At 67.5% G+C, this 12,998-nt stretch carries 11 protein-coding genes and 1 tRNA gene; 6 read left to right on the forward strand and 6 right to left on the reverse strand.

The features are described from left to right. Positions 1-30: 30 nt before the first annotated feature. The 4 genes from ACO2Q0_RS01485 to glmU are packed head-to-tail and all read right to left on the reverse strand — an operon-like array spanning position 31 to position 4,738. On the reverse strand, positions 31-1,299 hold the full coding sequence (locus ACO2Q0_RS01485; RefSeq protein ID WP_423349702.1) for an O-antigen ligase family protein: 1,269 nt from the start codon (positions 1,297-1,299) through the stop codon (positions 31-33). Further along, positions 1,296-2,684 (reverse strand): glutathione-disulfide reductase, encoded by a 1,389-nt coding sequence (gene gor / locus ACO2Q0_RS01490; protein ID WP_423349703.1) that lies wholly within the window; start codon positions 2,682-2,684, stop codon positions 1,296-1,298. The genes ACO2Q0_RS01485 and gor overlap by 4 nt, the downstream gene beginning before the upstream one ends. Before the next feature lie 15 nt (positions 2,685-2,699). Further along, positions 2,700-3,386 (reverse strand): ribose-5-phosphate isomerase RpiA, encoded by a 687-nt coding sequence (gene rpiA, locus ACO2Q0_RS01495; RefSeq protein ID WP_423349704.1) that lies wholly within the window; start codon positions 3,384-3,386, stop codon positions 2,700-2,702. Next, positions 3,383-4,738 (reverse strand): bifunctional UDP-N-acetylglucosamine diphosphorylase/glucosamine-1-phosphate N-acetyltransferase GlmU, encoded by a 1,356-nt coding sequence (glmU, locus tag ACO2Q0_RS01500; protein ID WP_423349705.1) that lies wholly within the window; start codon positions 4,736-4,738, stop codon positions 3,383-3,385. The genes rpiA and glmU overlap by 4 nt, the downstream gene beginning before the upstream one ends. Before the next feature lie 109 nt (positions 4,739-4,847). On the opposite strand from glmU, the gene ACO2Q0_RS01505 reads away from it, so the two are divergent. The 3 genes from ACO2Q0_RS01505 (at position 4,848) to ACO2Q0_RS01515 (ending at position 7,927) form a co-directional block, all read left to right on the forward strand. After that, complete coding sequence (locus ACO2Q0_RS01505) at positions 4,848-7,109, forward strand: transferrin receptor-like dimerization domain-containing protein (RefSeq protein WP_423349706.1); 2,262 nt, start codon at positions 4,848-4,850, stop codon at positions 7,107-7,109. Next, positions 7,099-7,794 (forward strand): phosphoglycolate phosphatase, encoded by a 696-nt coding sequence (gene gph / locus ACO2Q0_RS01510; RefSeq protein WP_423349707.1) that lies wholly within the window; start codon positions 7,099-7,101, stop codon positions 7,792-7,794. The genes ACO2Q0_RS01505 and gph overlap by 11 nt, the downstream gene beginning before the upstream one ends. 58 nt (positions 7,795-7,852) lie before the next feature. Then, positions 7,853-7,927 (forward strand) — tRNA-Val (locus ACO2Q0_RS01515). Positions 7,928-8,517: 590 nt separating this feature from the next. Here the strand turns inward: ACO2Q0_RS01515 and ACO2Q0_RS01520 are convergent. Then, complete coding sequence (locus tag ACO2Q0_RS01520) at positions 8,518-9,768, reverse strand: hypothetical protein (protein WP_423349708.1); 1,251 nt, start codon at positions 9,766-9,768, stop codon at positions 8,518-8,520. Between the two features lie 224 nt (positions 9,769-9,992). Between ACO2Q0_RS01520 and ACO2Q0_RS01525 the strand changes: the two genes are divergently transcribed. Further along, entirely contained in the window at positions 9,993-10,154 is a 162-nt protein-coding gene (locus tag ACO2Q0_RS01525) for a hypothetical protein (RefSeq protein ID WP_423349709.1), read from the forward strand. A gap of 57 nt (positions 10,155-10,211) precedes the next feature. Here the strand turns inward: ACO2Q0_RS01525 and ACO2Q0_RS01530 are convergent, their stop codons facing one another. After that, positions 10,212-10,949 (reverse strand): TIGR02391 family protein, encoded by a 738-nt coding sequence (locus ACO2Q0_RS01530; protein WP_423349710.1) that lies wholly within the window; start codon positions 10,947-10,949, stop codon positions 10,212-10,214. 116 nt (positions 10,950-11,065) lie between these two features. Between ACO2Q0_RS01530 and ACO2Q0_RS01535 the strand changes: the two genes are divergently transcribed. Together ACO2Q0_RS01535 and ACO2Q0_RS01540 are read left to right on the forward strand one after the other, a co-directional pair. After that, positions 11,066-11,989 (forward strand): HNH endonuclease, encoded by a 924-nt coding sequence (locus ACO2Q0_RS01535; protein ID WP_423349711.1) that lies wholly within the window; start codon positions 11,066-11,068, stop codon positions 11,987-11,989. Between the two features lie 93 nt (positions 11,990-12,082). Continuing rightward, on the forward strand, positions 12,083-12,967 hold the full coding sequence (locus ACO2Q0_RS01540; protein ID WP_423349712.1) for a hypothetical protein: 885 nt from the start codon (positions 12,083-12,085) through the stop codon (positions 12,965-12,967). Positions 12,968-12,998 lie beyond the last annotated feature (31 nt).

Genomic DNA, 12,998 nt, shown 5'->3' on the forward strand with positions numbered 1-12,998 from the left:
CGCGCTCGCCCCCGCGACGGAAGCGGGCTTCTACCCTGAGAAGGCGGGCCGGGTCGACGTTTTTGCTGCGGTGCGGCGAATTTCACCGGTCTGCGGGGCAGGATTCACCCCGCTCGCGAGCCCTACGACGGCGCAGGCCAAGGCGCCGAGGCCCAGCCACCACTCCTGCCAGACCCCGAAGTTCACCGCCCCGAACAGCAGGTAGACGGCGGCCGTCGCGCATCCCGCCGTCGCCACGAGGTCGGCGCGCTCGCGGCTGAGGCGGCGAAGCAGGAAGGCCCAGAACAGCGCCGCCGTCGCGCCGCCCAGCAGGCCGAGCTCCAGCCAGAGCTGCAGCGCCCCGCTGTGGGGGTGCAGCACGATGCCCGGGCTGAAGGCGCGGCTGGCGTCCAGGCCCCACCCGCGGATCGGATGCCAGGCGATGGCGTCGAGCGCATGGCTCCAGTAGCCCAGGCGCTGGGCCCAGGACTCCGGTGGCGCGATGTCGAGCTTCAGGCTCCGCGTGAGGCTGCGAACTCCCAGAGCGATCGCCGGGAACAGGATGAAGAATGCGGCGGCGATCAGGGCGAGGCCCTTGGGCGTCGAGTGCGGCAGGAGCCAGGCGGCGACGCCGACGAGCAGGACCAGGCCCAGCGCCAGCACCGGCGCGTCAGAGAGGAAGAGATAGGCGAGCAGCGCCGAGCCGGCCGCCATCGGCACGGCCAGCCACCACGGCTGGCCCGCCCGCACGCCGCCCGCGGCGACCACCGGCCACAGCAAGGCCACTGCGAAACTCCCCTGGGCCAGGTTCTTGCGTGCGAGATCGGCCCGCGTCGGGTCGCCGATCGCCGCGCGCAGAGCCTGGTAGATGGCGCCGCCGGTCACCGCCTCCACCAGCAGGATCGCGCCCACGATCCCGAAACCCCAGGCGAGGATCGTCAGCGCCAGGCGCTGCAGCGCCGGGTCCGCCCGCCGGGCGCCGCACCATGCGGCCCAATAGAGCGGGAGTTGCAAGGCGAGCTTCAGCGCCACGCTGCCCTCCAGGTCGTCCGGCCGGTAGGGGCTCCACGACGCGCTCATTCCGGCCCAGACCAGGGCGAACAGCAGCGGCACGGCGACCGGCCGGTCCTCCTCCGAGATCCGCAGCGCAGGCAGGCAGAAGAGCCCGACGAGGCCCATCAGCGGCGCGAAGGCCAGCGGTCCCACCCAGGCGATCAGCGGCGCCAGTACGGCCGCGCCGACGAAGGCCCAGCCTGCTATGCGACCTGCGAGGCCGCTTCGACGATCATGTCCTGCGGAGCCTTGGCGAAGCAGGATCAAGCGACCTGGCCCAGGGCGGGCGGCGTATGCTTCTCCCGCATGGTCACCAGCTCTTCGGCCAGCGTCGGGTGCACGGCGCAGGTGGAGTCCCACTGCGGCTTCGTCACGCCCATCTTCAGCGCGATGGCGGCCATCTGGATGATCTCAGGCGCATCCGGACCGACCACGTGGCAGCCGAGGATCTTCTCGGTCCCCTGCTCCACCACCAGCTTGATCAGGCACCGTTCGTCGCTGCCGACGAACGTGTATTTCATCGGCCTGAAGCGCGAGAGGTAGATGTCGACCTTGCCGCCAAGCCGATGGCGGGCGTCGGCCTCGGAGAGGCCCACCGAGCCGATCGGCGGCTGCGAGAACACGGCCGAGGCCACGGTGTCGTGGTCGAACTTCGACGGCCGCTTGTTGAACTCGGTATCGGCGAAGGCGTGGCCCTCGCGGATCGCCACGGGCGTCAGGTTTATGCGGTCGGTGACGTCGCCCACCGCCCAGATGTTGTCGACGTTGGTCCGGGAATACTCGTCGACCTTCACCGCGCCGCGCTCGTCCAGCGCCACGCCGGCGGCGTCCAGGCCCAGGTTCTGGACGTAGGGGATGCGGCCGAGGGCGAACAAGACCACATCGCTTTCGCAAGGCGAGATCCCGTTCGACAGCCGGCTGACGAGCCCCGCCTCGGTCTTCTCGATCGCAGTGTGCTGGGCGCCCAGCAGCACCTTGATGCCGCGCTTCTCCATTTCCTCGGCGACGTGGGCGCGCACGTCGTCGTCGAAGCCGCGCAGGATGTTGGGGCCGCGGTGCACCAGCGTGGTGTCGACGCCCAGACCGTTGAAGATGCCCGCGAACTCCACGGCGATGTAGCCGCCGCCGGCGATGACGATCCGCTTCGGCAGCTCCTCCAGATGGAACGCCTCGTTCGAGGTGATGGCGTGCTCGATCCCCGGCAGCTCGCTCGGCATCCATGGCGTCCCGCCGGTGGCGATCAGGATCCTCTCGGCGGTGACGCGGCCGCGGTTCTCGACCTCGACGGTGTGCCGGTCGATCAGGCGCGCCTTGCCGTGGACCAGCTCGGCGCCGGCGTTCTGCAGGTTCCGGACGTAGATCCCCGACAGCCGGGCGATCTCCTTGTCCTTCTCGCGCAGGAACTCGGTCCAGTCGAAGCGGGCGTTCTCGATCGTCCAGCCGTAACCGTCGGAAACCTTGAAATGGTGAGCAAATTCCGACGCGTAGACCATGAACTTCTTGGGCACACAGCCGCGGATGACGCAGGTGCCGCCGACGCGGTGCTCCTCGGCCACCAGCACCCGCGCGCCCGAGAGCGCCGCGATCCGCGCGGCGCGGACGCCGCCCGATCCCGCGCCGATGACGAAGAGGTCGTAGTCGTAATCCGCCACTCGGGACTCCTTTGCTCAGGGCTCCAGCGTGCGTACGCCGGCGTCCGTGCCGATCAGCGCCTGGTCGGCCAGGTCGAGGAACAGGCCGTGGTCCACGACGCCGGTCACGCTCTTCAGCGCCGCCGCCAGGGCCGCCGGCTCCTCGATCCGCCCGCAGGCTGCGTCATAGATAAGGTTGCCGCCGTCGGTTCTCACGGGCTGGCCGTCCTTCATGCGCATCCGGGGCGCGATGCCGATGTCGCATTCGGCCAGCGCATCGCAGATCCTCAGCGACGTCGTCTTGTGGCCGAACGCCACCACCTCGATCGGCAGGGCGAACTTCCCCAGCGTGTCCACGACCTTGGCTGCGTCGGCGATGACGACGCAGCGTTTCGAGGCTTCCCAGACCAGCTTCTCGCGCAGCAGGGCCGCGCCGCCGCCCTTGATCAGCGACAGTCCCGGGCCGATCTCGTCGGCCCCGTCGACGGTCAGGTCGATTTCGCGCGTCTCGCCGAGCTCGGCCACCTTCATGCCGAGGCTGGTCGCAAGGTCCGCCGTCGCCTGCGAGGTCGGCACCCCGACGATGTCCAGCCGGCGCGCCGCCAGCGCCTTCACGAACCAGGCGGCGGTGGAGCCCGTCCCCAGGCCGACCACCATGCCGCTCTCGACCAGGGCCGCGGCCGCTTCGCCGGCGGCCTGCTTCTGCGCGTCCGCGTCGCTCATTTCTTCTTCGCCGCCTTTTCCGCCGACTTCTTCTCGCGGAAGGCCTTCGCCCAACCCGCCTTGTCCGACTGCGCGTTGCGCTCCAAGGCCAGCGCATCGTCGGGCACGTCGCGCGTGATCACCGAGCCCGAGCCGGTCATGGCGCCGGCCCCCACCTTCACCGGCGCGACGAGCGCGGTGTTCGAGCCTACGAAGGCGCCCTCGCCCACTTCGGTGCGGTATTTGAAGAAGCCGTCGTAGTTGCAGAAGATCGTGCCGGCGCCGATGTTCGCGCCCGCGCCCACCGAGCCGTCGCCCAGGTAGGACAGATGGTTGGCCTTGGCGCCCTTGCCCACGGTCACGTTCTTCACCTCGACGAAGTTGCCGATGTGGGCGTCCGGGCCGATGTCCGCGCCCGGCCGCAGGCGGGCGTAGGGACCGACCAGCGCGCCGGGGCCGACGCGAGCCCCTTCCAGGTGGCTGAAAGCCCGGATCACGGCGCCGGTCTCCACCTTCACGCCCGGGGCGAAGACGACGAACTGCTCGATGGTCACGCCGGGCTCGATCTCGGTGTCCCAGGCGAAATGCACGGTTTCCGGCGCCAGCATCGTCACGCCGTCGGCCAGGAAGTGTGCGCGCCGGCGCTGCTGCCAGATGGCCTCGGCCTGGGCGAGCTGGGCGGGAGTGTCGCAGCCCATGACGGCGGACTCCGGCGCGAGGCTGGCGCGGACGAGGCCGCCTTCGTGGACGCAGATGCCCACGATGTCGGTCAGGTAGTACTCGCCCTTGGCGTTGGCGTTGCCGACCTTGTCCAGCCAGTCGAACAGCCGCGCCCGGTCCGCGGCCATCATGCCCGCGTTGCAGATCTTCACCGCCTTCTCGGTCTCGGTGGCGTCGCGGGCCTCGACGATGCGGATGACGTGGCCGTCGGCGCCCTTGATCACCCGGCCGTACAGCAGCGGATCGGCGGCCTCGAACGCCAGCATGGCGAGATCGACGCCCTTGGCCCGCAATTCGAACAGCGGCGACAGGTCCTCGGCGGTCAGAAGCGGGGCGTCGGCGTAGGTGATCAGCACGTCGCCGTCGAAGTCTGCGAGGTTGGCCCTGGCGGCGAGCACGGCGTGAGCCGTCCCCAGAGGTTCGGTCTGGACGGCGACCGCGGCCGCGCCCAGACGCTTCTCCACCGCCTCGCGCACCGCCGGGCTGTGCGTGCCGACCACGACCACGATCCGCTCGCAACCCGTCGCCTGGACGGTGTCGATCATCCGGTCCAGGTGGCTGCGACCGCCCACCTTGTGCAGCACCTTCGGGAGCGGCGACTTCATCCGCGTCCCCTGTCCGGCGGCCAGGATCACGGCGGCTCTGGCGGTCATTCAGCGAAGCTCCTGGGCAAGCGAGTCACGGATGCCGGAAACGCCTTAGCAAGCCTTGTGGCCCCGCGCGAGAAGCGGGTAGCGTCGCCGCACCTGTGGGGGAGCTTCCATGAAATCGTCTCAGCGTCTCACCGCCCTTCTGGCCGCCTGCGCGGCCGCGGCCCTGTCCATCGCGCCCGCAGCTCAGGCCGCGCCGGACCGAGCCCTGGAAGAGCGGTTCAAGGCGGGGCTCGACAACGCCGAGATGGGCGCCTGGCTGAAGACCATGTCGGCCCTGCCGATCCACGTGGGCGCGCCGCATAACAAGGCGAACGCCGAGATGACCTTGAAGCAGTTCAGGGACTGGGGCTGGGACGCCAGGATCGAGACCTTCTGGGTGATGTATCCGACCCCGCAGGAGGTGAGCCTGGAGCTGGTCAGCGGCGCCGGCGCGCCGTTCAAGGCCACGCTCACCGAGCCGCCGATCGCCGGCGACGAGAGTTCCGCGCGCCAGCAGGGCGGCCTCCCCGCCTACGTGGCCTTCCAGGGCGACGGCGACGTCACCGCCCCGCTGGTCTATGTGAACTACGGCATGCCCGCCGACTACGACGCCCTGGAGCGCATGGGCGTCTCGGTGAAGGGGAAGATCGCCATCGCCCGCTACGGCCAGGGCTGGCGGGGGCTGAAGCCCAAGCTCGCCCAGGAGCACGGCGCGGTGGGCGCCATCATCTATTCCGACCCACGCGACGACGGCTATGCCGCCGACGACGTCTATCCGAAGGGCGCGGCGCGGCCGCCGACCGGCTTCCAGCGCGGCTCGGTCGCCGACATGACCTTCGCTCCGGGCGACCCGACGACGATCGGCTACGGTTCGACCAGGAACGCCAAGCGCACGTCGCGCGAGGAGTCGCCGACCATCCTCAAGATCCCGACGCTGCCGATCTCGTACGGCGACGCCCAGGTGCTGCTGAAATCTCTGGACGGCCCGGTGGCGCCGGCGTCGTTCCGCGGCAGCCTGCCGATCACCTATCACGTGGGTGGAAACGGCGGGCAGGTGCGGCTGAAGGTGAAGTCCGAGTGGACGCCCAAGCCGGCGTACAACGTCATCGCCATGCTGAAGGGCTCGGAGAAGCCCGACGAGTGGGTGGTCCGTGGCAACCACCGCGACGGCTGGGTGTTCGGCGCCACCGACCCGATCTCGGGCCACGTGGCCATGATGGGCGAGGCCAAGGCCCTGGGCGCCCTGAAGAAGGCCGGTTGGCGGCCGAAGCGGACCATCGTCTACACGAGCTGGGACGCCGAGGAGCCGATGCTGCTGGGCTCGACGGAATGGGCCGAGCAGCACGCCGCCGAGCTGAAGAAGAAGGCGGTCATCTACATCAACTCCGATTCCAACGCGCGCGGCTTCCTGGACGTGGGCGGCAGCCACGCCTTCCAACACTTCGTCAACGAGGTCGCCGCCGACGTGAAGGATCCGCAGACGGGCGCTTCGGTCCGTGATCGCCTGCGGGCGCGGCTGGCCGTCGCGGGCTCGGCCCCGGGCGCATCGGAGACGGCGAAGGCGGCCGCCAAGGTCGCGCTCGACCCCGCCCGCGACCTGCCGCTTGGGCCCCTCGGCTCCGGCTCCGACTATTCCAGCTTCCTGCAGCACCTCGGCCTGCCGGCGCTCAACGTCGGCTACGACGGCGAGGGCGAGTCGGGCGGCGTCTATCACTCGGCCTACGACACCTACGAGCACCACAGCCGCTTCGTGGACCCGGGCCACGCCTACGCCGGAGCGCTGGCCGACACCATCGGGCGCATGGTGATCCGCATCGCCGACGCCGACCGGCCGGTGCAGCGCTACGGCGACTTCGCCGACACGGTCGAGGGCTACCTTGGCGAGGTGAAGAAGCTGGACGCCGCCAAGCGCGAGGAAGCCCAGGCCCAGGCCAGGCTGCTCGCCACGGGCGCCTACAAGCTGGCGGACGACCCGACCCTGCCGCGGGGCGACCCCACGCCGTTCGCGGCCTCGCCGACCCTGGACTTCCAGGCGATGGACGCCGCCGTCGTGAAGCTCAAGGCCAGCGCGAGCGCCTTCGATCAGGCCCTCGCCGCCAAGGGCGACAGCCTCACTCCCGCCCAGCGCAAGAAGCTGGACGCCATCACGCTGACGCTCGAGCAGCGCCTGCTGCGGGACAAGGGCCTGCCCTTCCGGCCCTGGTACAAGAACATGATCTACGCGCCCGGCCGTTTCACCGGCTACGGCGCCAAGACCCTGCCGGGCATCCGCGAGGCCATCGAGGAGCGCCGGTTCGACGACGCCAAGGTCTATGTCGGGCTGACGGCCGAAGCCCTGATGGACTACGCTTCGGGTCTCGACGAGGCGAGCGCGGTGATCAATGGCGGCTGACGCACTCGACGGCGCGGTGATCGCCTTCGACCTCGACGGCACGCTGGTCGACACCGCGCCCGACCTGATCGGCACGCTGAACGAGCTGCTGAGCGCCGAGGGCGTGCGGCCCTTCCCGCTGGAGGAGGCCCGTCCTTTCATCGGCAAGGGCGCGCGCTGGCTCATCCAGCGCGGCTTCGCCGAGGCCGGCGCGCCGCTGCCCGACGAGCGCGTGCCGCCGCTGTTCGACCGCTTCATCGCCCGCTACCTCGAGCGGATCGCCGACGAGAGCCGCCCGTATCCCGGCTGCGTCGAGGCCCTGGACGCGCTGAAGGCGGGGGGCGCCAGGCTGTGCGTCTGCACCAACAAGCTCACGGGCCTTTCGGCCTCCCTGCTCCAGGCCCTGGGCATTGCCGACCGTTTCGAGGCCATCGTCGGCGCCGACTCCGTGCCGGCTATCAAGCCCGACCCGCGGCATCTCACGACGGCGGTCGAGGCCCTTGGCGGCGACATCTCGCGGACGATCATGGTGGGCGACGCCGCCACCGACGCGGGCGCCGCCCGGGCCGCCGGCGCCGGCCTGATCCTCGTCAGCTTCGGCTACACCGAGACGCCGGCGGCGCAACTCGACCCCGACATCCTGGTGGACCATTTCCACGAGCTGCCCGAGGCCTGCAAAAGGCTGTTGGGCGCTTGCGGGGCGTAAGCCTTCCGGCTATACGCCCCCTCCTCCCGCGCGACCTGCTTCAAGGTCGCGCTCCGGCGGATGCGTAGCTCAGCGGGAGAGCACCTCGTTCACACCGAGGGGGTCACAGGTTCAATCCCTGTCGCATCCACCATCGTTTTCCTCAACTTTGCTAGTTACTTAGGCGATAGACCCCGATTGCTGTGTTCGGCGACCACCCAGATTGCCACCCAGTAACGCCGCCACCGCCACAGTCGGCTTCCAGTTCACTCGGCAATCCTCACCGCGGGTGCGAGCAACAAGCACCCTTTCGCTTGAGATCGTCCGCAGCTCGAAGCACCTGGCATCAGAAGCGGGGAAGCGCCCTCGGCGTCTATCGCGGAGCGACGCGCAGACGGGGCGGCAGACGGAGGAATTCGAACCCCTGTGGCTCTTCGGCAGCAATGGGCTGCGCACCGAAGGGGAGTTAGACTGCTGACCCCGTCTAACCCACCAGTTCCCCAGAATTGTCCATGGCTTCAGCTCAGCGCCAACGGCGGAAGTTGCGCTGCGGCCGGAGAGCAGACCTGAGGCCGGCCTTCTTATCACCGCCGCCATGGCGCGTTCAGACCTTCTGCCACGAGCCGGCCTCCGGACCGCAACCCGACCGCAGAGGCAGCATCGCTCCCCTGACTTTTGGGTGCTGAGCGCTACGGACACCAGCGGCGACCCGCCATCGTTTCGAATCGTTCACAGCGCCAGTGGCTACAGCCAGCGGTCGCCTCGCGGCACCTTCTTGGTGCTAGCGGTGTGCTGGACGTTCCAGCCGAGGCTGTAGTGAGCGTTCAGCACCGCGTCGTTGGGATGACGATACTTGTTGGGCAGTCCGTAGGAAGCCACGGCCTCGCCACCACCTCCCGCGGGTGTTGGCGGCTTCGTGCCTCCGGACCCCGCATGGTGGGGAATATAGACGCCCGCCAAGTTGGCGAGCGCGCCGGGGGGAACGTGCCGATAGTCCACATCGCCGGCGAGCAGGCGTCCGTGTCCTTCCCTTTCAAATCGCAGCACATAGCCTGTGGCGTTGCGATCGTCCGGAACGCCGTTCTGAGCCCCCAATCCTCGAAAAAGTTGGACGTTCGGCGGTCCGTAAGTGGGCTGAGATAGGTAGGTGAGCCTGTCACCGAGGCTGTCCGCGAACGCCTTGGTGTTCGGTCCTACAGCCTGATGAGGCGCATACCAGCGGAGCTTTCTAAGGCCCGGCTCCTTCCAGAGCGCCATGGCGAAGTGATCGAAGTCCCAGTGTGACAAGATCACGAAGCCATCTCCGTCGGGCGCCAGCTTCAGCTTCGTCCAGGCCTTTGGCAGCGAGCCACTGTGGAACCAAAGGGGCCAGCCGACATCGAAAAAGCCTAGGATTCTGGCGGCCGACGATTTCTCGTTGCACAGAGCGATTGCGCAAGCCTGCCCGACGTCGAGAACTCGCGCGTGCAGCCCCGACTTCGCGGCGACGTCAGCGAACAGGGCATCGAAGGCCACCCGTTCGTCGCGGTCGCCGATTGGCGGAGAGACCATGAACTGAAGCGCCACCATCTGTCGTTCCGGAAGCGTCGCGGCTTCAGGATCCTTCGCTGCCAGACCAGGTTCGCGCTCCGAAGGTAGGAAGCGCAGGCCGACGAGATAGAGACGCTCGGCGGGCCCCTGATAGTTGTTCCGCGCCGAAAGGCACCACGCCAGCGGTTGGTTTCCGGGATTGTCCGAGAGCATGATCTCGAGCCAGTCCCCCTCCGTCGGCAGACGCGGGAGTTCGAACAGGTCCAGCAGCCGCCGCGGAGTGCTGAGGATCCGGACTAGAGCGAGGGCCTCGTGATCCTCGAAGCGGCCTTCCTGAAAGGCGACGCTCTCTACACAGTCTAGAACGAACGTGATCCGACTAGGCGGCACACCGTCGAGGGGCTCGGCCTTGTTCTCCACGAAAGCGAGGTATCGGCGTTGCTTCGGCGTATCAGGTTCACTCATCTCGGATACCTAGAGAAGTCTTGTTGCCTCGGGGACAAGCCGCGACCAGAGATAGCGGCCGCCTCACCTCGAGGCTGGTGCATAGCCAGCTCTATGGGCGAAGCCATCCGGGGTATTTTGGCTCGCCTCACTGCTATGAGCCAGAAGCATGCGTAATCGGGCAGCCCTGCGAGGGGTGAGCTCCCAGTAATGTCTCGGCGGGACCGAGGCAGAGGGAGACGAAGATGTTCTACGTTGCACTGGATGTGTCGCTGCGGACGGTGGCGATCTGCATCATCGACGAGGCCTGCAAGGTTCGGCTGGAGCGGTCGACCTCGTCCGAGCTGCCGGACCTGATTCACTGCCTGCAGGAGTTCGGTTGGCCGAGCAGCATGTTCTCGCTTTAGATACCTCCGTCCTCGCCCACGTCCGCAACGGTCTCGGTAAAGGATTGACCTTGAAGCTCAGTCGCGCTCGGGGCTGTCGAACTTGCGGGCATCGATAACCCGCAGAAGGTAGCTCGCCAGCATGATGGCCGCCGCGGCGTCGGCCGGGTCGTTCAGCTGCACGCTTCGATGCGAGTGGGGGTTCTTCAGCGTGCCGAGTGCGCCGGTGAACAGGTCCATCATAGCCTGCCGCTCGCCGCCTTCAGCGCTGACATCCGTCAACGGCCCGTTCTCGGTGTGGAAGGACCGCCGGGCGAGCTTCACGCCCGAAGTCTCTTCGGTGAACCCGCTCGCATCGCGAAGCGCGATCTCAACCTGGCGCATGGCCTGGAAGACGGCGGTGTCGTAGTCCCCGCGCAGAAAACTCGGCCAGACCGTCGCCGGGATGGACGCGTGCAGCATCTCCCTGGGGAGCAGGCTGCCCAGCCGATAGCCTGTGTAGGCTTGGGGCGTCGTCAGGCTCCGGCCGCGCCGGCTGATCACCCGCCATGGCGCATGGCCGATCTGGGATCGGGCAGGCACGAGGAGCGCCTCGCTTTCGAGCCAGGCCCAGGCCTCCGCGACGAGATCCATCGCTACGCCCTGCCGGTCAGCCGGATAGCCAGCTACCAGGGCCTGCAGCGAGTTCGTCAGGATGTGCATGCCCTGTTGGCCTGGATCATCGCGCAGGATAGCCAGAAGGTGCATGCCCAGCTCCTCAGGCTCCAGGGCCTCCAGCAGCTCGACGCTCTCAATGCGTGACGCGAAGCTCTTCATCGGACTCTCACGGACGGACACAAGGCGAGCCCAAGAGTTCGAGCGACCCGAGGGGAAGAGCGGCGCCGATCGGAACCGATGGCGACTCGATCCCCTGCTACTTTAGCCTTCCGGCGATGTCCAAAGACGACCCCGACAAGATCATCCGCTACCCGAGCAACCGGGCCATCGTGTTGAGGAACCTCAACTGCGTTTACTGCGGGCGACGGTTCGGAGACGGCCTGAACGCGACGAAGGAGCACGTAATCGGCCGGCGCTTCGTCCCGCGAGGCTGCTTCGATGGCCAGTGGAACCTCATCGCGAATGCCTGTGGCGGCTGCAACGGCGACAAGTCCGACCTAGAGGACGACATCTCGGCCATCTCGATGCTGCCCGACCTGGGCGGGCGCTACGCCATCGACGATCACCGGCTCGTGGCCGAAGCCGCACGCAAGGCCGCCAACGCGCGCAGCCGGCGAACCAAGAAGGTCGTGGCCGACAGTCAGGAGGAGATCAGTTTCCAGCAACAGTTCGGCGGGGGAACATTCACGTTCAACTTCACTGCTCCGCCGCAGGTCACCGACCAGCGGATCTTCAAGCTCGCCCACTATCACTTCCGGGGCTTCTTCTTCCTCATCACCTACCAGGAAGAAACCCGCCTTGGCGGCTTTGTGCCGGGGCAGTTCATCCCTTTGGTCGCGGTGCGGCGGAATGACTGGGGCAACCCGCAGATGCGCTGGTTCATGGACCTTGTGCGCGACTGGGACCTTCGACTTCACGCCATAGGGGCTGACGGCTTCTTCAAATTCTTCATCCGGCGCCACCCGGAGGGCCACGAGGTCTGGGCCTGGGCTGCTGAATGGAACCACTGCATGCGCGTGGTGGGCTTCGTTGGAGACGAGACCATTATCCGAGAGCTCGTCAGGTCTCGCCCCGAAATCCTCTTTGACACCGTCCATCAGGACGCCAAGCGCACCCTGCGCATGCGGATCGACCAGGCGCTCAGCGAGGAAGAGGACGACCTCTTCTCCGGCAGTTACGAGGACGAAGAGGCCGGCTGAAGCTGGTCAAACATGACCGCTCTGCGTGCTGGGACTAAACAGCCGGCGCGGTGCCTCATGACTACCGTTGGGTTCGCACACACGGGGCTGGAATTGGCTAAGTCGAACAAGAAGCAGACCGCTGCGAGCGCCCCGCCGTCTTGGGCTCAACTCGACGATCACTCCAAAGCCCTCATCAAGCGCATCGGCGGCGATCAATTCACCCAGACGCTGCTCACAGGCGCCTTTCAGGTGGCGCAATCGACGAACCCAATCCGGGGAAACTTGTTCGCTGGCGTCATGCGCGAACTGATCACTGTCATCCTCCACGAACTGGCGCCAACGGCGGAGGTCACAGCCTGCGCTTGGTATCGGCAGGACCCGAACGCGAACGGGCCGACCAGGGGCCAGCGGGTGCGGTTCATCGCTATGGGAGGGCTCGGCGACAACTACGTCCGCGGAAAGCTCAAGATCGATCCTGCGGATGTCGCCCGACCGCTCATTCAAGCGGTTGATGCGCTCCACAACCGAACACATGTTCGGCCTCTTACGGTACTGTTTGACGACATCGAAGTTCGTCGCCTAGCACACGACGCGCTCGAGGCGGCCGCTAGCGTCTTGGACGCCGCGGAGGAAAGCCGCGAACTCATCGGCGACCGCCTGGCCGGGCAACTCAATGGCGTCGTGTTGGAGCACATGATCTCCGAGGTCATCCCGGACCTCGACGAACTATCGACGCACACCCAGTACGACCAGCATCAAATCGACGGTATACGTATCACCAAGCTTGGTCCCAAGACCGCCACCTACTTGGTCGAGGGCACGGTCTTCGTGAGCCTGCAATACGGCTCCAATTCAGACGTCCGGAACGACCGAGGCGCGGTGATGAGCGACGACTACCCGTTCGAGGCGACCATCTCAGCCGCGATTGGTCGCCCCGAACAGCTGTTGCGCGACACGCTGAAAGTGAAGGTGGACACCAGCAGCTTCTACGAATGATCGTCGCTGTCTGCCCAGTGCGGCTGCCCTC

The organism is Phenylobacterium sp. VNQ135, assembly GCF_049445735.1.
Lineage (GTDB): Bacteria > Pseudomonadota > Alphaproteobacteria > Caulobacterales > Caulobacteraceae > Phenylobacterium.